The sequence below is a fragment of the Nocardia sp. NPDC004582 genome (assembly GCF_053602115.1).
Map to the genome: position 1 here is coordinate 23,157 of NZ_JBSGCY010000020.1, position 20,319 is coordinate 43,475.

Here is a 20,319-nt window from a genome sequence, read left to right on the forward strand (position 1 = left end):
ATCCAGGAGTGCAGCTCATGTCCCTTCCACCGACCACGGATTCCGTCGCTTCCGTGCGTAGTTCGCGCCGGTTCGGCCGGCGGCTCGGCACGGCCGGCGCCGTCCTGGGCTCCGGCTTCATCATGTCCGTCGGCGGCGGCTACCTGCTCGCCCCGCAGCGCATGGCTCCCGGGTTCGGTTTCACCGACTGGCCGCACGCGGCGGCCGACGGGTTCCTGAACGTCAAAGGCGTCCGCGATGTGGCCACCGGCCTGGTCGTGCTGGTCCTGCTCGCCGCCGGGCAGCGCCGCGCCGCCGGCGCCGCCCTGCTCACCCTGGCCCTCATCCCGACCGGCGATATGCTCACCATCCTGGTGCGGCGCGGTTCGACCGCCACCGCGTTGAGCGTGCACGGCCTCACCGCCGCCCTGGTCGCGGCCACCGGCGCGCTGGTCCTGCGCCGCGAAAACCGGTGAGCGCCCGATGAACACCGCTGACACCGGCACGGACACAGCGCTGTGGACGCGGGATGCGGTCTCGCTGGCGGCGCTGATCGCCGAGGGCGCGGTCACCGCGACCGAGGTCGTCGAGGCGCATCTCGAGCGCATCGAACAGGTCGATACCGAAATCGGCGCGCTCACCACGGTATTCGCCGACACCGCGCGCGCCGAGGCGGCCGCGGCCGACCGCAGGGCGCCGATCGGTCCGCTGCACGGGGTTCCGGTCACCGTCAAGAACAACCTCGACGTCGCGGGCAGTCCGACCACCTGGGGCGTGGCGGGCTTCGGGCGGGCGGTCGCGACAGCCGATGCTCCCGCGGTGGCCGCGCTGCGCCGGGCGGGCGCGATCGTCATCGGGCGAACGAACATGCCGGACTTCGCGACTCGCTGGCACACCGACAATGACGAGGCGGGGCCGACAGTGAATCCGTGGAACCCGACCCGCAGCCCGGGCGGTTCCAGCGGCGGTGACGCGGCAGCGGTGGCGACGGGTATGACGCCGCTCGGCCTGGGCACCGACTTCGGCGGTTCCCTGCGCGTGCCCGCCGCGTTCTGCGGGATCGCGTCGCTACGCACCACACCCGGGCGGGTGGCGGTGGCCTCGAGCCTGCCCGGGCCAGCCCCCGCGCCGACGAACCAATTGTTCGCCGCACCAGGACCATTGGCCCGCACCGTCCGCGATCTGGCGCTGGCGTTCGAGGTGCTCCGCGACAGCGCCGACGTGCGCGATCCCGGCTGGATTCCGGTGCCCGACGCGACGGACGCCACGCTGCCCGCGGTCGCCGTCACCTTCGGCGACGATATCGATCCACAGGTGCGGGCCGCGGTGCTGCGCTGCGCCGACGCCCTCGACGCTGCGGGATATCCGGTCGCCCACGTGGATCCGCCGGACTTGGACGAGGTGGCCGCGGACTACGGCCGACTGGTGTCCACCGAGGTGGTGGTCCAGCGCCGCGAAGCCATGCGGCTGGCCGGCAGCGCCGGACTGAACGCCTTCGTCGACGCCGCGCTCGACCTGTTCCCGCCGCTGGATCTGCCGGGCTACCTGACCGCGCTGGGTGAGCGCCTCACCCGCCGCGCGGCCTGGTCCCGGTTCCTGGCGGAGCATCCGATCGTGCTCGGCCCGGTCTCGACCGAACTGCCCTGGCCGGTCGGCTACGACCTGGGCGGCACCGCGCAGGTCGCGACCATGTACGCGGCGCACGGCCTCACCATCGCCGCCAACTACCTGGCCCTGCCCGCGGTCACGGTCCCCGCGGGCCTCTCGGCCGAGGGTCTTCCCATCGGGGTCCAGTTGATCACCGCCCCCTTCGCCGAGGGCCGCGCGCTGACCGCCGCCGCCCGGATCGAAACGGCCATTCCGATGCCGACCCCCATCTCCCCCGCGACCGACCCCGTCACCTGGCGTCCCGCACCGAGCCGGACTGCGTCGGGTGGCTCGGGCACGACGCGGTGAATGTCTCAACTCAACGAAGGAAATCCAGATGTCTCACAACACATTGCGATACGCCGTGCGCGGCCGGGTCCTGCTGCCGGGCGACGCCGAGTTCGATACGGCGCGGACGCCGTGGAATCTGACGGTCGAGCAGCCGGTGGCCGCGGTCGTGCACGTCGAGGACGCGGACGATATGGCCGCCGTGGTCGGCTACGCGCGCGACTCGGGTCTGTCGGTGACCGCTCAACCCAACGGCCACGGCGCTTCCGGTGACACCGCCGGCACCATCCTGGTGCGTACCGGCCGGCTCGATCGAGTGGAGGTGGATCCGGCGCGGCGAGTGGCCCGCGTCGGTGCGGGAGTCGACTGGGGCCGGCTGCAGGCGGCGGCCGCCCCGCACGGCTTGACCGGGTTGGCCGGGAGCTCCCCGGTGGTCAGCGTCGTCGGCTACACCCTCGGCGGCGGATTGTCGTGGTTCGGCCGTAAATACGGTTGGGCGGCCGACAGCGTCCGGGCCTTCGACATCGTCGATACCGACGGCCGGCAGGCCCGGGTCACCGCGGCATCCGACCCGGAACTGTTCTGGGGATTGTGCGGCGGCGGCGGCGATTTCGCGATGGTGACCGCCATGGAGTTCGATCTGCACCCGGCTCCGGCCCTGTACGGTGGCCTGATCGCCTGGCCGGCCGAACGAACCGAGGCGGTCCTGGATGCCTTCCGGGACATCACCGCGCACGCACCGGCCGAGCTCACGCTCTGGCTCAGCCGGCTGCGGCTGCCGCAGGCGCCCGCGATGATCGCGATCGCCGCCGCCTACCTGGGGGACGCGACGCACGGGCGGGAACTGCTGCGCCGGCTGGACACCATCGACGGCGTCATCGCGGACACGCGCCGGGAACTGTCCCCGGCCGAGTCGGGCGCCATCGTCACCGAGCCCACCGCCCCGAGCCCCGGACTGATGCGGACGGAACTGCTGACGGCGTTGGACGACAACGCCGCTGACATTCTGCTGCGGGCGCCGATCGATCCGCTGATGGGTGTCCAGCTCCGGCACCTGGGAGGCGCGCTCGCCGAACCCACCCGAGGCGCGGTTCCGGCGTTCACCGAGCCCTACGCGCTGGTGCTGCAGGGCGCCGGTATGGACCCCGACATCGTTGCCGCGGTGGGCATCACGCAGAAACGCATCATCGCCGATCTGGGCGCGCGAGTCGGCGGCCGCAAGCCCTACACCGTCCTGTCCCCCGGCGACAGTGTCGCGGATGTCTTCGATACGGGCGACCTCGGCCGCCTGCGGCAGCTCAAGCGAGCCCGCGACCCGTACGGCGTCTTCCGCGCCAATTTCCCGATCCCCCACTGAAACCGGATCGCATCCCGAACCGTCCGGCCCGACCTCCATGGTGACCTCGCCATGGAGCTCGGGCCGCGCCGTTGCGGATTTCGGCGCTCGTTGGTCTCCGGAGCGATAAAGGAATCGACGATGATGTGCCGGAATCAAAGCGTTCGTGTCGATATGGGGTAGAACCTGTTCCTGCGGCTGGCATGAATGGCCGGGCCGACACTTCGCCGGCGGACCGCAATGAACTGGCTCCGGAAGTGCTGTTCACTGCGCCACGGCGCGTCGCCGGCATGCCACGAGGGACCGACGTCGTCCATCGCTTGACTAGAACGTGTTCTTACGTGATGCTGAGAAGCACTGTGGGAGTTTGCCAATGGGGGTGGGGCGGATGGACCGGGCGACGTGCCCCTGGTGATCGATGCTGTTGAGCCCGAGCCGATCTCGCTGGTCGATACCTAGTCGAGTTCGGCTCGATTGGCATATCCCGAACCGACGACAGCCGATGAGTTCGCCCCTTCGCTGAACGCCGCGTTCGCTACACCCGAGCCGATATCTGGATTGGGTTTTCGCTATTTGGAATAGGGGTTCCGAAATGGTCGATCAGCAGAAGCTGCAACATCTCCTACGCCGTGTCACCGCCGAGCTCCAAGAAAGCAGGGCCCGGCTGCGGGAGCTGACACAGCAGGCCTCGGGGCCGGTAGCGATTATCGGTATGGGGTGTCGCTTTCCGGGCGGCGTAGCGTCGCCGGATGACCTGTGGCGCCTGGTCGCCGATGGTCGTGATGCGGTGTCCGAGTGGCCATCCGATCGTGGGTGGGATCAGACGGGCTTGTTCTCCCCCGAGCCGGGTGTCGCGGGTAAGTCGTATGTTCGGTCGGGCGAGTTCATCCACGGGGCGGGCGATTTCGATCCGGAGTTCTTCGGGATCAGTCCGCGCGAGGCGATGGCGATGGATCCTCAGCACCGGTTGCTGTTGGAGACCGCGTGGGAAGCGCTGGAGCGGGCTGGAATCAAGCCCGATTCATTGCGAGGCAGCGACACCGGAGTGTTCGTCGGTGTCATGGGGCAGACCTATGGCGGGATGGTCGGAGCCGGGACCGATCATGGGGTGGACGGGTATCGATTGACCGGCTCCGCGCCCAGTGTGGTGTCGGGTCGGGTGTCGTATGTGCTGGGGTTGGAAGGCCCCGCGGTGTCGGTGGATACGGCGTGTTCGTCGAGTCTGGTGGCGCTGCATCAGGCCGTCGCGGCATTACGTGCGGGCGAGTGTTCGCTGGCGTTGGCCGGTGGTGTCACCGTCATGGCGACCCCGGAAACGTTTGTGGAGTTTTCCCGGCAGCGGGGTTTGGCGCCGGATGGACGATGCAAGCCGTTCGCGGAGGCCGCCGACGGCACCGCGTTCGGTGAAGGCTCGGGTGTGCTCGTGCTGGAACGGTTGTCCGACGCACAACGCAACGGGCACCAGGTGTTGGCGGTGGTACGCGGCAGCGCGATCAATCAGGACGGCGCGTCCAACGGTTTGACCGCACCGAACGGTCCTTCGCAGCAGCGGGTGATTCGGCGGGCATTGGCCAATGCCGGGGTGTCCGCCGCCGACGTCGATGTGGTGGAGGCGCACGGCACCGGCACCACGCTGGGTGACCCGATCGAAGCGCAGGCGTTGCTGGCCACCTATGGGCAGGACCGGCCGGAAGACCAGCCGGTGTGGCTGGGTTCGGTCAAATCCAATATCGGGCACACGCAGGCGGCCGCCGGTGTGGCCGGTGTGATCAAGATGGTGCAGGCCCTGCGCCACCGGATACTGCCCAAGACATTGCACGTGGATGAGCCGTCCACGCATGTGGATTGGACGTTGGGCCGGGCGGCGCTGTTGACCGCGGCCCGGGATTGGCCGGTTGTCGATCGGCCGCGTCGTGCCGCGGTGTCGGCCTTCGGCATCAGCGGCACCAATGCTCACGTGATCCTCGAACAGGCACCGGAATCGGTGACCGAACCGGCGACCGATCCCGTGACCGGTGGGGACGGGTCGGCGGCGTGGCTGGTGACGGGCCGAACGCCGGAGGCGTTGTCGGGGCAGGTGCGCCGGCTGCGGGATTTCGTGGCCGGCGACCCGTTGCTGAATGTGCACGACGTGGCATGGTCGCTGGTGTCCCAGCGGTCGAGATTCGACCACCGTGCGGTGGTGGTAGGTGCCGATCGTGACCAGTTGCTCGCGGGGTTGACCGCGCTGTTGGAACAGACTCCGAGGCCCGGCGTGGTTACCGGCGTGGCTGGAGCGCCACGCAAGATCGTATTGATATTCCCTGGTCAAGGGGCTCAATGGCTGGGCATGGGGAGACAGCTGCTGGACTGTTCGCCGGTGTTCGCCCGGAAGCTGGCCGAGTGCGATGCCGCGTTCTCACCGCTGGTGGATTGGTCGTTGTCCGCCGTGCTCGCGGGTGCGGCTGGAGCGCCGTCGCTGGAACGCGTCGACGTGGTTCAGCCGGCGCTGTTCGCGGTGATGGTGTCCTTGGCCGAGCTGTGGCGTTCGGTCGGTGTGGTTCCGGACGCGGTAGTGGGTCATTCCCAGGGCGAGATCGCCGCGGCGTATGTGGCCGGAGCCCTGTCCCTCGAGGATGCCGCCCGGGTGGTGGTCCTGCGGTCGGCCGCCTTGGTCACTGTGACCGAGCAGGGTGGGATGGCGGCGGTGTCCTTGCCGGTCGGCGAGGTCACCGCGCTGCTCGCCGAGTACGACGAATTGTCGGTGGCCGCGGTGAACGGCCCGCGGGCGACGGTGGTGTCCGGTGTGGCGGCGCAGCTCGAGGATTTCCTGAAAGCCTGTGCACGCGACAATATTCAGGCACGCCGCATCTCGGTGGACTACGGCTCACATTCGCCCCAGGTCGACGTGCTCCGCGAACCGCTGCTGAAGGCGCTGGCCGACCTTCGGCCCAGCTCCGCGCAAGTGGCGTTCTGGTCCAGCGTGACCGGTGGTGTCCTGGACGGCACCGAGTTGAACGCGGACTACTGGTTCCGGAATCTGCGGGAACCGGTGTACTTCCAGCGAGCGGCTCAGGCACTACTGGATGACGGGTACGACGTTTTCGTCGAGGTCAGTCCACATCCGCTGCTCACGATCGGTATCGAGCAACTGTGCGATTTTCGGGTGGGTGCCGATCCGGTGACCGTGGTGGGTTCGTTGCGTCGTGACGAAGGAGGCATGGACGGCTTCCTGCTGTCCGCGGCGCAACTGGAAGTGTCTGGTGTGGAGGTGAATTGGGCGGCATTGCCGGGGCCCGCGCGTGGGAGCGGGGTGTCGCTGCCGACGTATGCGTTTCAGCGGCGCAGGTATTGGCTGGACCGGGCTTCGGGTGGTGGGGATGCGTCATCGTTGGGATTGTCGGCGGCTGATCATCCGTTGCTGGGGGCGGTGGTGGTATCCCCGGACGGGGACGGTGTCGTACTGACCGGCAGAGTCGGCTTGGCGACCCATCGGTGGCTGGCCGATCGCGCCGTGGGCGGGTTCGTACTGTTGCCGGAAACGGCTTTCGTGGAGTTGGCTTTGCGTGCGGCGGCGGAAGTGGGCTGCGGACTGCTGCATGAGCTGACTGTGATGGAGCCCCTTGTGCTGCCCGACGAGGTCGGGATGCAGCTGCGGGTGGTGGTGGACGGCGCCGACGCGCTCGGCTGCCGGTCGATGTCGGTGTACTCCCGCGCCGAGGCCACCGATGGCACCTGGGTTCTGCACGCACAAGGCGTGCTGGGTATCGAGGGCGCTCCGGAAGCGGATGCGGGGCCGGCGGTGTGGCCGCCCGAGGGTGCGGTCGCCGTGCCCGTGGACGGTCTGTATGACCGGCTGGCTGCCGCCGGTTACGAGTATGGACCGGCATTCCAGGGGTTGCGATCGGTATGGCGGTGTGGCGCCGAACTATTCGTGGAGGTCGAGCTGCCCGAGACGCTGACCGATGTGTCGCGATTCGGGGTGCACCCGGCCTTGCTGGAGTCGGTGCTGCACGGACGACTCGTCGATGTCGATCCCGATCCGGGGCGAGTGGCCTTGCCATTCCACTGGCAGGGGGTGCGGTCGCACGCGACCGGAGCGTCGCCGCTGCGGGCGCGCATCACCCCGGTACCCGGCGATATCGACGCGGTATCGATCCGGGTCGCCGATGCGGTCGGCCGGATCGTGCTCACGACGCGGTCCTTGACCGTGCGGGAGGCATCGTCCGCACAGCTGGCCGCCTTCTCGGCGCGGGACGGGTTGCACGCAGTGCAGTGGACGCCCTCAACGGCCCGCGCGACGTCGCTCGTCGATGTCGAAACCTTCACCGACGGTATGGCTTTCGTCAGCTGGGTGCGCAACCAGGAAGCGGCCGTGCCCACGGCGGTCGTATTCGACCGTGGCGTGGTGGATGCCGGTGCGGACGAGGATGTGCCGAGCCGTGTCCACAATGCGACGCATGAGATGTTGCGGGTGTCGCAAGCCTGGCTGAGTGAGTCGCGGTGTGCGGCAAGCACCCTGGTTGTGGTCACTCGTGGTGCGGTCGGCCACGCTGGGCACGATGTCACCGATTTGGCAGGATCGGCCGTCTGGGGTCTGGTGCGTTCGGCGCAGTCCGAGGCGCCGGGCCGAATCATTCTGGTCGACACCGACACCGCCGAGCTGACCGCCGAAGAGCTGGCGGCGGTGATCGTTTCGGGCGAACCCCAGGTTGTGCTCCGGGACGGTGTCGTGCACGCGGCCCGATTGACCAGGCTCCCGGTTCCGGCCGCGCCGGGTTCGGGCGCGGGTGGCGTGGTATCGGCTGGGACGGTGCTGGTCACCGGCGGCACGGGTGGTTTGGGTGCGGCGTTGGCGCGGCACCTGGTGACGAACCATGGGGTGCGGTCGCTGGTGCTGGCGAGTCGTCGTGGTGCGTCGGCGCCGGGAGCGACGCTGTTGGCGACGGAGTTGGGCGAGCTGGGTGCCCGGGTGCGGATCGTGGCCTGTGATGTCGCGACTCGCGCCGGGGTGGCCGAGTTGTTGACGGCGGTGCCCGAGCAGTTCCCGTTGACAGGTGTGGTGCACGCGGCCGGCGTACTCGATGACGGTGTGATCGCGTCACTGACACCGGACCGGATGGATACGGTGCTGGCGGCGAAGGCCGATGCCGCCTGGTACCTGCACGAGGCCACCAACCGTATGGATTTGGCGATGTTCGCGCTCTACTCGTCGGCGGCGGGCGTGCTGGGCAATGCGGGGCAGGGCAATTACGCGGCCGCGAACGCGTTCCTGGATGGGTTGGCCGAGCATCGGCGCGCGAGCGGGCTGGCGGCGACATCGATCGCGTGGGGGTTCTGGTCCTCCGGCACCGGGATGACAGGGCATCTCGCCGACATCGATACCGCTCGGCTGGGTCGTGCGGGGCTGTCACCCACCTCGACCGAGCAGGGTCTGGCGATGTTCGACGCCGCGATCGTCGCGGACCGTGCCGCGGTGGTCGCGGCACGGCTGGATCAAGGAGCGCTGGACGCGCAGGTCAGGGCTGGGACATTGCTGCCGCTGCTGCGGGGATTGGTATCGAGCGCACGACGCCGTTCCGTGCTGGAGCGGTCTCGGAAGCTCGAGTCGAGTCTGCGAGAACGGATTTCGACGCTGGCGGATGCCGAGCGACTGCCCCTGCTGCTGGACGCGGTACGAGACCAGATGGCGGTCGTGCTCGGCCATGACGGTCGCGACGCGATCGATCCGGCCCGCAACTTCCGGGAGCTGGGTTTCGATTCGCTGGCCGCGGTCGAGGCCCGCAACCGACTCAATACGATCACGGGACTGCGCCTGCCCGCGACCCTGATCTTCGACCATCCCACCCCGGCCACCCTCGCCCGGCACATCCTGCGCGAACTACTCGGATCCCCCGGGGAGACCGTGGCGGCACCGACGCGACCGTCGGATTCGGCGCACGCGTCCACCGATGCTCCGGCGGCCGAAACCGCCGCTCCCGAAGAGACTTTGGCCGCTGTCATCCGGCAGGCAGTCGCGGACAACAGGTTCACCCGCGGTGTGGCGCTGCTGCGGGCGGCGGCGAAACTCCGTCCGCGGTTCGACCACCGCACCGGGGGAACGATCGGAATCGGAATCAGTGGCGGGAATGTCCTGCCGCACTTGGTATTCATCGATCCTCCGGAGTTCCTCGGCGGATCCCTTCAGTACGCACGGCTGGGCGCCCATCTGGGCGATCACCGCCGGGTCTCCGCCATCCCGCTGTCGGGATACGACCCGGACGAGCCGCTCCCCGCATCGCTCGACGCCGCCGTCGACAGCGTTGTCACGACGGTCCTCGAGACGGTAGGCCAGGACGAATTCGTGCTGGGCGGCTACTCGGCAGGCGGAAACATCGCCCATGCGGCGGCCGCTCGTCTGGTGGAACAAGGAAATACCCGGCTGCGGGGCCTGATCATCCTCGACGGCCTCATCGACCGTGCGGCGAACGAGCGCCGACTGAACGGCCGCGGGGAACACCTGCTCGGGATGGACGCGACGAGCGCCGGCCCGCCCGGCCTGACCGACGCACGATTGACCGCATTCGGTTGGTGGTTCGACCTGGCGATGCTGATCGAACACAAGCCGCTCGAATGCCCAGCGCTGCTCGTCAAGTTCACGCGATCGTCGCCGCTGGACCAGAGCTTCGACGAGTGGCCGACAGAAGAGTGGTCGACCACGCAGACGGTGCGAACCGTGGACGCGGATCACCGTGTCTTGTCCGGTGCCGAGGTCCCGGCGACCGCACAGCTCATAGACCAATGGCTCGCGCAGCTGAGCACCGGCAGCCGACCCAAGCAGTGAGGGAGACGTAATGAGCACTACGACATCGCAACCCGATCACGAGATCGTGGTGATCGGGGCGGGTCCCGGCGGGATCGCCGCGGGCGCGCTGCTCAAACGCGCGGGGATCGACGAGTTCACGATCCTGGAACGCGCGGGCGAGGTCGGCGGCAGTTGGCGTGAGAACTCCTACCCGGGGATCAGTGTGGACGTACCCGCGTTCATCTACCAGTACTCGTTCGCCCGCAAGGCCGATTGGCCGACGCTGTTCCCGACCGGTGCCGAGATTCAGGCGTATAACCAGGACGTCGCTCGCCGCTACGGTCTCTATCGGCATCTGCGGTTCCACACCGAGGTCGTCCGCGAAGTCTGGGACGAGACTCACCGCCGATGGGCATTGCACACCGCTGACAACGAGATCATTACCGCCAGGTTCGTGATCAGCGCGGTCGGCGCCTTCCTGCGCCCCAGAGTCGACAGTGGCATCAAGGGTCTCGATGACTTCACCGGTACGGTGCAGAGCCCGGCCACCTGGGACCACACGCTCGACCTGGCGGGTAAGCGCGTGGCCGTGATCGGTACCGGCGCGAGTTCCGTGCAGATCACGCCCGCGATCGCGCCCGAGGTGAGTCACCTCGACGTCTACCAGCGGACGCCGGTGTGGTGCCTGCCCAAACCCAACTACCCGGTCCCGCGCTGGCTCCAGGCCGCCTTGCGAGTGCCGGGTGTGGCAGCCGCCCAGTCCGGAATGATTCTGCTGGGGTTGGAACCCATCGCCAGACTGGCGACGTATATGCCGTTGACAGTGATGAAACCGTTGATGGCCTGGTTCGACGCCTTCGCCGGGCGGCTGTACCGAGCGTATCTCCGACGGACCGTCGATGACCCCGCGACGGCCGCCGCACTGACACCCGGTTATGGACCGATGGCGAAGCGACTCACCCTGTCGACCGGTTATCCGGCGGTGTTCAATCGCGACAACGTTGGCCTGGTCACCGACGACATCGAGCAGTTCATCGAGCAGGGCATCCGGACCAGTGATGGCATCGAGCGGAAATATGACGTCATCGTGCTGGCGACCGGCTACGAGATGCACACCGATCCGGAAAGCTACGCGGTAGGCGCCATCGTCGGGCGGGACGGATTCGATCTCGGTCAGTTCTTCAACGCCAAGGGAGTACAGGCCTACGAGGGTGTGGCCGTTGCCGGCCTGCCGAACCGCTGGATGCTGGTCGGACCGTACGCGTTATCCGATATCGGATGGCACGGCATGGTGGAAACGACCGCGTCACACGCTATTCGAGCGATCGTGGAGGCCCGGCGCCGGCGGGCGTCGACCGTCGAGGTGAGCCGACGTGCGCACGCCGCCTACCATGCCGAGATCCGCAAGCGTGGTCAGTTCCTGCGAAGCTACATCGCGACGCAGGGTGTGCCGACGTACTACCGCAACTCACACGGGGACACGCCGTATTTCCGGCCCGCGGGTGCCCTCGAAACACGATGGCGCGGCAGGCATTTCCCGTTCTCGGACTACGACTTCGAGGCGGAGTAGCCGGCCCGGCCCGATCCGATACCCGCTTACCCGCTCGGGGTCAGCGGGCGTAGCGGGTGTGGATGGCGTTGGCGAGGACGGCGTCACCCTGGGTCGACGGATGGAACGGGAGGCCGTCGATTCCGGTGCGGGGGTCCAGGATTCCGTTCAGCCAGGGTTGCGACGAGCAGAGGTCGTGGCCGGCGGAGAGGGCGCGGGTATCGAGGAAATCGATGCCCAGCAGCTGGGCGGCTTCCCGTTGCGCCAGGTCGATCCGGTCGAGGTATTCGACCAGCGCGCGGCCGCGCGGATTGATGAACGGCGCTACGCCCAGCACGGAGAGGCAGATGGTGCTGCTGCCCGGGGTGAAGAGTTCGGGGTAGCCGACCAATACGATGCGGGCGTTCGGGGCGTAGTACTTGATGTAGGTGACGGCGTTGCTCATTCGGCCGGCCATCAGCGCACCGGAGACGGCGGTGTAGTCGGTCATCCGGCCCTGGGCGACGGACTCCGGGTCACACCCCAGTTCGACGTTGAATACGCAGGAATGCAGGGAATCCCACAGCGTCCGGCGGGATGCTCCCCATTTGTCGTTCATCCCGAACTGCAGGGTCACCAGTTCGGTGTTCGGCCCGAACGCGCCCTCTATGTCCGCCCGTGCCGCTTCCTGACTCAGGGTCCATCCGGGCCCGCTGTCGATCGACGCGCCGGGGCACGAGGCGTCGGACACCCGCTCGGTCCCGTACACGCCCATCAGCTTGGCCAGCTGCACCGGCCAGGCCGTCGGCCCGTGACGATTGCAGCCGTATGAATTGTCGAAATGGTTCCAGTCGTTCGCGGAGAACGAATCACCCAGCACCACAAGCTCTTTGCCCGCCGGGGCCGGATCCGCTGGGGCATTGCCCGCCGTGGCGGTGACCGCGAGCGCGGCGACGGCCGCGCACATCCACCGCCTGCCACCCCGAATCCACGATGAAGCAGATCTTTTCACTCGAGGTCAGTATCCGTATCGGGTGTGGATCGCGTTCGCGAGGACGGTGTCACCCTGGGTCGACGGATGGAAGGGCAGGCCGTCGATTCCGGTGCGGGGGTCGAGGATTCCGTTCAGCCAGGGCTGGGGAGAGCACAGGTCGTGGCCGACGGAGAGCGCTCGGGCGTCGAAGAAGTCGATGCCCAGCAATTGGGCGGCCTCGCGCTGCGCCACGTCGATGCGGTCGAGGAATTCCACGAGTGCGCGGCCGCGCGGGTTGACGAACGGCGCTACGCCCAGCACGGAGAGGCAGATGGTGCTGCTGCCCGGGGTGAGGACCTCGGGGTAGCCGACCAACACGATGCGGGCGTTCGGGGCGTAGTACTTGATGTAGGTGACGGCATTGCTCATTCGCTTGGCCATCAAAGCACCGGAGACGCCGGTGTAGTCGGTCATCCGGCCCTGCTCGACCGAGTCCGGGTCACACCCCAGTTCGAGGTTGAACACGCAGGACTGCAGGGAACTGAACAGCGTCTGATCCGAGGTTCCCCATTTGTCGTTCATCCCGAATTGCAGTGTCACCAGTTTGGTGTTCGGCCCGAACGCGCCCTCCTTGTCCGCGCGCTGCGCCTGCTGGGCCATGGTCCATCCGGGGCCGCTGTCGATCGACGCGCCGGGACACGAAGGGTCCGACACCTGCTCGGTGCCGTACACGCCCATCAGCTTGGCCAGCTGCACCGGCCAGGCCGTGGCCCCGTGCCGATTGCAGTCGTTCTTGCCCTCGAAATGGTCCCAGTCGTTGGCGGAGAACGAATCCCCCAGCACCACAAGTTCTTTGCCCGCCGGGGCCGGGTCCGCTACGACGCTGCCGGCCGTCGCCGTGGTGACGGCCAGCGCCGCGATGGCCGCGCACATCCATCGCCTGCCATTACCCAGCGACCCACCAGACACTATCGGCACCCCGAATCCACACTGAAGCATTGCATTTTCATTCCGATCGGGAGCGTATCCGACCAGCGGCCCGCCTACCCCCGGTTTCGCGCCGGGTCAGGGAGTTTCGGCGGCGGTCCGGGCGCGACGCCATTCGGCGGGGCTGCAGCCGTGGTGGCGGCGGAACCAGCGGGAGAAGTTCGCGGGGGCGGAGTAGCCGAGCAGGCCGGCGGTCTCGGTGAGCGAGCGGCGGGGGTTGGCGACCAGGTGGCGGGCCAGTTCGGCGCGGGTGGAGTCGAGCAGGGCGCTGAAGGTCTCGCCTTCGGCGGCCAGGCGGCGGTGGATGGTGCGGCGGTCGACCCCCAGGCTGCGGGCCACATTGTCGACCGAGCAGCGGCCGGTGGGCAGGAGTAGTTCGATGAGTTCGCGGACGCGTTCGGCGGTGGTGACGGGGCGGACGGGGAGGACAGGGTCCAGCAGCTGCTGGGTGTAGGCACGCAGCTGGGGGTCGGCCATGGCGTTGGGCGCGTCGAGATCGCTGGTGTAGGCGATGATTCCGTTGAAGTCCTGCCCGAAGGTGACATGCGGGCCGAAGGTGCGGAAGTGGGAGCGCGGGTCGGGCGGGGCGGGATGGGTGAAACGGACCTCGACGGGCTGCCACGCGGCGCCGCGGAAGCCGGCGAGCAGGCCGTGCAGGACGCCGACGGCCAGTTCGACGGATTGGCGGGTCTCGCCGGGCTGGCCGATGTCGAGGGTGAGGCGGATGGTGGCGAGACCGTTCTGTTCGGTCAGGCGGGTGCGCAGGGCCTCGTTGTAGGTGTCCTCGTGCCGTGACATCACCTTCAGGGCGCTGCGCACGTCGGGTTCCTCGCGGACGACCAGGCTCAGCGGACCCAGGTTGGCGAAGCGCCGGCGGGCGGCCAGGCGCAGCCCGAAGTCGGGGCAGTCGGCCGCGGCGGCCGAGCTTTCGAGCAGGTCGGCTATCGCGGCGGCGGGGACCCATCGGTCCTGGAGGCTCAGCCCGGCGGGGTCCAGGCCCGAGCCGCGCAGCAGCCCCACCGGGTCGATCCCGAGCGATCTGCCCAGGTCAACGTACTCATTCAGCGCGGCGTAGCGGGCGAGCGGTTTCAACGCATCTCCAATGTCCCCAAATGATCAATAGTCTGTCCCGCAATGATAAGCGCCCAGCCTTTCCCCTCCCTACAGTTGGTTATGTTCCAGCTACCGCATTCGGATCGAAGTGGAAGGACGAGAACGTGGCCACGAGCAACGAGGATTGGTCCAAGCCGGCGGCAATGGCACTGCCGGAGACGGGATATTTCGACTACGAACAGGGACGGTACGGACCGGTCTATCCCCGCACCCCCGCGAACTACGGATTCTCGATCATCGCCAAGGTCAAGCCCGGCCACGAGGCGGCGATCCGCGAGCACGGCAAGGTGATTCAGGCCGCGGTCGAACAGGACCCGACCGTGCTCGCGCCCCTGCGGCTGCACTACCTGCGCTGGGTGCTGTTCGATATCGGTGACGGCCTCACCTTCCAGTACCAGGGCATCTTCGACACCGACTTCGACAAATACCTCGAGGACGCCCTGGACCTGTTCCTGTCCACGGGCATCACCACCGCGTTCGTGAATCTCGAAGGCTTTCCCGAGGATTGGCGCACCAACCGGGCCGCCGCCATCGAGTTCTTCCGGAAGCACCAGTTCCCGAGCTTCCTCGAGTACGGCGAATACCCGTACGTGACCTCGGACGAGATCAAGAAGGCGCTGCGACTCAAGTCGGCGTTCTCGACCATGCTCGACGAGATGCAGTAGCGGGACCGATCGTGCTCGAATTCGACGATATCCAGCACATCCTGCTGACCCGGGTGCCCGCGCTGACCGGGCGCTACGAGTTCCTCTCCTTCACCGACCCGGCCGGGGCGCGCGCGTGGCTCGCGGCCATGGCCGATCGCGTGCCCTCGGTCGCCGATCTCCAGGACCCGGTGGACACCGACAAGCAGTGGGTGTCAGTGGCTTTCACCTGGAACGGGCTGCGCGCACTGGGCGTCCCCGCGGACGCGCTGGCCAGCTTCCCGGAGGAATTCCGCCAGGGCATGGCCGCGCGGTCGGAGGTGCTGGGCGATGAGGGGGCCAACCATCCCGAGCACTGGGTCGACGGCACCGCGGGCGAGGATCTGCACGCCATCGTGATCCTCTTCGCCCGGGACGCCGCCGAACGCGAACGACGGGTGGCCGACCACAATGCCCTGCTCACCGACTGCCCGGGCGTGAGCGTGCTGTCCTCGCTGGACCTGGAGGCGGTGCCGCCGTTCGGCTACGCGCACGACCATTTCGGGTACCGGGATCGCCTGTCGCAGCCGGTGATCGAAGGCAGCGGCGAGGAGCCCACGCCCGGCAGCGGGGCGCCGGTCAAGGCCGGGGAGTTCATCCTGGGCTACCCCGACGAGCGGGGCGAACCGAAGGAATTGCCGCAGCCCGAAGTGCTTTCGCGCAACGGCACCTTCATGGCCTACCGGCGACTGCGCGAGCACGTGGGCCGGTTCCGCGACTTCCTGGCCGAGCACGGCGAGACCGCCGACGAGCAGGAAATGGTGGCGGCCAAGCTGATGGGCCGGTGGCGCAGTGGCGCGCCGCTGGTCCTGGCCCCGGAAGCCGATGATCCGGAGCTGGGCGCGGATCTGTCGCGCAACAACGATTTCACCTACAAGGAGATGGATCCGCACGGTTACGCGGTGCCGCTCGGCTCCCACATCCGCCGCATGAACCCGCGCGACACCGGCGTGAACATGCAGCGCCGCCGCATGATTCGGCGCGGCGCCACCTACGGTCCACAGCTGCCCGAGGGCACGCCCGAGGACGGCGCGGACCGCGGGATCGCGGCGTTCATCCTGTGCGCGAGCCTGGTGCGCCAGTTCGAGTTCGCGCAGAACGTCTGGGTCAACGACAAGACGTTCCACGAACTCGGCAATGAGCGCGATCCGATCATCGGCAATCACGACGGCACCTTGGAATACAAGATCCCGAAACACCCGATTCGCAAGACCATCAAGGGAATTCCCGCGTTCACCACCGTGACCGGTGGCGCGTATTTCTTCCTGCCGGGGCTGCGGGCCCTGCGCTACCTGACCACTCTCACCGACAGCGAGGAAGCATGAGCTCGTTCACTCCGGCCCGAACCTACAACCAGTCCCACGTGGCCCGCCCCTACACGCCGGGCAAGCGCCGCATCAGCATCTACTGGACGTGGAGCTATCCCTGGGAGGCCCAGCGGGACACGGCCGAACTGGATAACCGTTTCTCCACCATGACCGAGGTGCGCCAGGCCCTCTGGCCCGCCTACGAGACCCCCGAATACGATGCCGCGCACTTCCTGCAGGGCATCGCGGGCACCCTCGAACTGTTCCACCGCTCGACCCTGCACTTCCAGCAGCTGGCCGGTGAGGTGACCGGGCATCCGGTGGCGGTGTTCCAGCGCATCGACCAGGCCGGATACAAGCAGCCGATCGACGAGCGGATCCTGGCCGACACCGACACCCTCATGGTCTTCGGCCTGGATCATCTGCTCGCGCAGGAGGCCGCGGCGCCGGAGGAGATCGCGGCCATCCAGCAGTGGCTGCAGCGGGAGGGCACCTGCCTGCTGCTCGCCCCGCACCACGATGTCGGTTTCACCGATGACCTGAAGCAGCGTCAGATGGAGTTCGAGCATCACGGTGATCCGCTGGTGCCGCGCCAGCAGCGCTTCGGCGCGTACACGCGTTCGCTGATGACGGCCCTGAACGTGCCGGTCCACAATGTGTACGGACTGCGGCCCGCGGTCGTCGAGGGCACCCGGTCGATCGCGCCGCTCACCGCTTTCCGCGACCTCGACGCGCCGCGCTTGCTCGACGACGTCACCACCTTCAATTTCCATCCGCACCTGCCGCACTACGAACTCACCGAGCCGGAAAGCGATTCCGTGCGACTGCTGGCGCGCCAGCCGATCGAATTGTCCCGGCCGCATCCGTTCACCGAGGCGGGCAATACCGAGTTCAACACCCTGCTGTGGTTGCCGCCCACCGATGTTCGCGCCGGCGACATCGTGATGGCCGACTCCACGAACTTCACCACCCTGTTCGGCGGCACCGACAGCCTCGCCAACTTCTGGCGCAATCTCGCGGCGATGGCCTCGTGATCGCGGACCTGCTGCCCTTGGCGGTCGGCGTGGCGCTCTCGCCCATTCCGGTGGTGGCGGCCATCCTCATGTTGCTGTCCGCCAATGCCGGGCGGGCGAGCGCGGGCTTCGCGCTCGGCTGGGTGACGGGGATCGTGACGGTGACCGGCCTGGTCACCGCCGCGGCGGCCTCGGGTTTGATGCGGTCGGCGAGCCAGCCCTCGGTCGCGGCCTCGGTGATCAAGACGGTGATGGGTCTGCTGCTGGTGTACATCGCGGTGCGTCAGTGGGGCAGCCGCAAGGACGATTCGATTCCGGGGTGGATAAAGGCCATCGACGAACTGGGGGTCGCCAAGGCCGCGGGCTTCGGACTGCTGGTGTCCCTGCTGAATCCGAAGAACCTGCTGCTGTGCATCACGGCGGGCGTGACCATCGGCACCGCGGGCCTGAACCCGACCGGTACGGCAGCGGCCGTGACCGTCTTCGTCCTCCTGGGCGCGGCCTCGGTGCTCGTCCCCGTCGGCGGATACGCCGTCGCCGCCGATCAGTTGCGCGGCGCCCTGGCCCGCCTGAAGAACTGGCTGCAGGCGAACAATCACACCGTGATCGCGGTGGTGTTCATGGTCATGGGCACCACCGCGATCGCCAAGGGCGTCAGCGGATTCTGACGTGCGCCCTCAGGCGGCGAAGCCCAGGCCCATGGCCACGGCGACGGGAACCAGGTACAGCAGGGGGAACGGGATGCTGCCGTAGTGGCGAGCCCGGATGATGGTGATCACCGCACCCGCGAAGTACAGGATCAAGCCGATCGCGGCGGCCACCCCGACGAAGGGGATGAACAGTCCGGCGATCAGGCCGGCCGCGCCCGCCGCCTTGGCCAGCGCCAGCGGCGTCCACCACGACTCGGGCACCGAGTACTGGCGCAGCGGGTCGACCACGAACTCGGCCCGGCGGTACAGCGAGAACGCCGAGAAGCCGACCCAGGCGGCGGCAACGACGGTGACGATGACATAGGCGATGAACATGACTGACTCCAATTTTCCTGCGGGAGACGGCAATAGCTGCCGGCATCGAGATCCTCAGCCGGGCTGGGACGCTCGTCTCAGCCGGCTTCGTCGAGGTGACGACGCAGCCGGGCGAGGTGTGACATCGGCTGTCACCGGCCCTCGCAACCACTGAAACAGGCGATGGCCCAGCGGAACCGGTCCGCTGGGCCATCGCTGTGACAGCAGGAGATCAGGCGCGGGTGACCGCCGGGGGCGTCCAGGTGCGGTCGATGACGGACTGCTGGGGCCAGTACAGGCGCATCATGAGGGTGAACGGGCCGGTGGCGACCGGGAGCCAGTTGGCTTCCTTGTCCGGTCCGGGCGAGGTGGCCTGGAGGTAGAGGTCGACGCTGCCGTCGGGGTTGGGGGTGAACTTGTTGCGGTCGCCGATGGCGTAGCGGTTGATCGGGTTGGGGATGAGGTAGCCGTCGGCGTCGTAGGCGGTCAGCGACCAGAAACCCTGCACCGGTGGGAGTTTCCCGGCGTCGAAGTGCATGACGTAGTTGTTCGCTCCGTCGAGGGGCGCACCGGTGGCATCGGTTGTGCCCGAGGGATAGACCGCGTCCTGCGGGAGGTTCTCGCCGAGGGCGAAGTTGGCGACCGCGGCCCGCGCGTTGTAGTCGACGCCGAACGCGCCACCGGTGGTGGAGTAGATCCAGCCGGGCTGGCCTTTGCCCGAGGCCTGCGCCCCGAGCTGGTGGACCAGGGCGTTGCCATCGGTGGTGGCGCGTGTGTACGCGTCACGAATGTCGTTGGACGCCTTGGCCAGATCGAAACCCTTGCCGGGGGTGAATCCGGCGCGCCGCAGCTGTTGCATGATCGGGTAGTCGTACGGGCCCGGCGGGTTGTCCTCGAGCAACGCGGCGAAACCGTTCCAGAACGTGACGGCGTCCATCTTGTCGATCTGCACCGGCGGCGGGGTCTTCATATCGACACTGGAGTCGACCTTGCCCTCGGGCGGGGTGTAGTCACCCTTGCCCCACTTCGACAGCGGTGTGAGCTTGTAGCCCGCCTGAATCTTGTGGACGGCGTCGTAATCCTCGGGGCCGTTGGTCTGGGTGCGGCCGATGATATTGCCGCGGCGCGTCGGGGATTTGATCAGCTCCAGACCATCCGGCACGGTGCCATTCCACCCGGGCCCGGCGAGCAGGAAGTCATGGGCCGCGTTGCCGGTGGTACGGGATCCCGGCGCGTCGAACACGTCGGTCCAGATACTCGACATCTGCATCAGGTAGTAGCGGTCGACCGCGGGGACCGACAGCACGATCGGCTCGGTGAGGTCGTAGTCGGCGATGGAGTACAGCGTGTCCACGTTCGGTCGCACCACGGCGTGGAATTCCGGCGGGGTGAACGCGGTGGCGTGGCTGAATTGGTTGACCGGGGCCTGCGACACCTGCCCGGTAGGTTTCGCGAAGTTCGAGCCCTGACGCATCGAGAGATCGCTGAGCATCGCCGGATAGGCGTAGACATACCCCTGCTTCACGATCTGGTACACCTCATCGGCGGACAGCTTCGAGTCGACCGCCGCACTCGCGGACGAGCCGGTCGAATTCGATGAGTCCGAGGAGTTCCCGCAACCGGTCAGCGTCGCCAGCATCGCGGCGGTCAACCCGAGCGGCACCAATAAGCTCCGTCGCATACATGTACTCCCATCGA

The 20,319-nt window shown here is 67.9% G+C and carries 14 protein-coding genes; 9 read left to right on the forward strand and 5 right to left on the reverse strand.

Annotated elements, in window-relative coordinates:
• Positions 1-17 precede the first annotated feature (17 nt).
• The 5 genes from ACWELJ_RS08740 to ACWELJ_RS08760 all read left to right on the forward strand — a co-directional run bounded on the left by ACWELJ_RS08740 (position 18) and on the right by ACWELJ_RS08760 (position 11,583).
• A complete protein-coding gene (locus ACWELJ_RS08740) occupies positions 18-455 on the forward strand; it encodes a DUF4267 domain-containing protein (protein ID WP_452365575.1) in 438 nt (145 codons plus the stop codon).
• Between the two features lie 7 nt (positions 456-462).
• Positions 463-1,935, forward strand: coding sequence for an amidase (locus ACWELJ_RS08745; protein WP_452365576.1), 1,473 nt, complete (start codon positions 463-465; stop codon positions 1,933-1,935).
• 28 nt (positions 1,936-1,963) lie between these two features.
• Complete coding sequence (locus tag ACWELJ_RS08750; protein WP_452365577.1) at positions 1,964-3,271, forward strand: FAD-binding oxidoreductase; 1,308 nt, start codon at positions 1,964-1,966, stop codon at positions 3,269-3,271.
• 571 nt (positions 3,272-3,842) lie between these two features.
• Positions 3,843-10,052, forward strand: a complete 6,210-nt coding sequence (locus ACWELJ_RS08755; RefSeq protein WP_452365578.1) for an SDR family NAD(P)-dependent oxidoreductase — start codon at positions 3,843-3,845, stop codon at positions 10,050-10,052.
• 10 nt (positions 10,053-10,062) lie between these two features.
• The gene (locus ACWELJ_RS08760; RefSeq protein ID WP_452365579.1) at positions 10,063-11,583 is read left to right on the forward strand and encodes a flavin-containing monooxygenase; all 1,521 of its coding nucleotides are present in this window, start codon (positions 10,063-10,065) and stop codon (positions 11,581-11,583) included.
• 40 nt (positions 11,584-11,623) lie between these two features.
• Here the strand turns inward: ACWELJ_RS08760 and ACWELJ_RS08765 are convergent, their stop codons facing one another.
• The 3 genes from ACWELJ_RS08765 to ACWELJ_RS08775 form a co-directional block, all read right to left on the reverse strand.
• Positions 11,624-12,508 (reverse strand): SGNH/GDSL hydrolase family protein, encoded by an 885-nt coding sequence (locus ACWELJ_RS08765; protein ID WP_452365580.1) that lies wholly within the window; start codon positions 12,506-12,508, stop codon positions 11,624-11,626.
• A 51-nt stretch (positions 12,509-12,559) separates the two neighbouring features.
• Complete coding sequence (locus ACWELJ_RS08770) at positions 12,560-13,483, reverse strand: SGNH/GDSL hydrolase family protein (RefSeq protein WP_452365581.1); 924 nt, start codon at positions 13,481-13,483, stop codon at positions 12,560-12,562.
• Between the two features lie 96 nt (positions 13,484-13,579).
• Positions 13,580-14,593: an AraC family transcriptional regulator gene (locus ACWELJ_RS08775; protein WP_452365582.1), complete on the reverse strand. Its 1,014-nt coding sequence runs from the start codon at positions 14,591-14,593 to the stop codon at positions 13,580-13,582.
• Between the two features lie 164 nt (positions 14,594-14,757).
• Here ACWELJ_RS08775 and ACWELJ_RS08780 point away from each other — a divergent pair, with 164 nt between their 5' ends.
• The 4 genes from ACWELJ_RS08780 to ACWELJ_RS08795 are packed head-to-tail and all read left to right on the forward strand — an operon-like array spanning position 14,758 to position 18,285.
• Positions 14,758-15,279 (forward strand): hypothetical protein, encoded by a 522-nt coding sequence (locus tag ACWELJ_RS08780; protein ID WP_452365610.1) that lies wholly within the window; start codon positions 14,758-14,760, stop codon positions 15,277-15,279.
• 11 nt (positions 15,280-15,290) lie between these two features.
• A complete protein-coding gene (locus ACWELJ_RS08785) occupies positions 15,291-16,622 on the forward strand; it encodes a Dyp-type peroxidase (RefSeq protein WP_452365583.1) in 1,332 nt (443 codons plus the stop codon).
• Positions 16,619-17,638, forward strand: a complete 1,020-nt coding sequence (locus ACWELJ_RS08790) for a hypothetical protein (RefSeq protein WP_452365584.1) — start codon at positions 16,619-16,621, stop codon at positions 17,636-17,638. Before ACWELJ_RS08785 ends, ACWELJ_RS08790 begins: the two co-directional genes overlap by 4 nt.
• Positions 17,635-18,285, forward strand: a complete 651-nt coding sequence (locus tag ACWELJ_RS08795) for a GAP family protein (protein ID WP_452365585.1) — start codon at positions 17,635-17,637, stop codon at positions 18,283-18,285. The genes ACWELJ_RS08790 and ACWELJ_RS08795 overlap by 4 nt, the downstream gene beginning before the upstream one ends.
• 9 nt (positions 18,286-18,294) lie before the next feature.
• Here ACWELJ_RS08795 and ACWELJ_RS08800 read toward each other — a convergent pair whose 3' ends face one another.
• A complete protein-coding gene (locus ACWELJ_RS08800) occupies positions 18,295-18,642 on the reverse strand; it encodes a DoxX family protein (RefSeq protein WP_452365586.1) in 348 nt (115 codons plus the stop codon).
• A gap of 211 nt (positions 18,643-18,853) precedes the next feature.
• Entirely contained in the window at positions 18,854-20,284 is a 1,431-nt protein-coding gene (locus ACWELJ_RS08805; RefSeq protein ID WP_452365587.1) for a DUF1254 domain-containing protein, read from the reverse strand.
• Between the last annotated feature and the right edge of the window lie 35 nt (positions 20,285-20,319).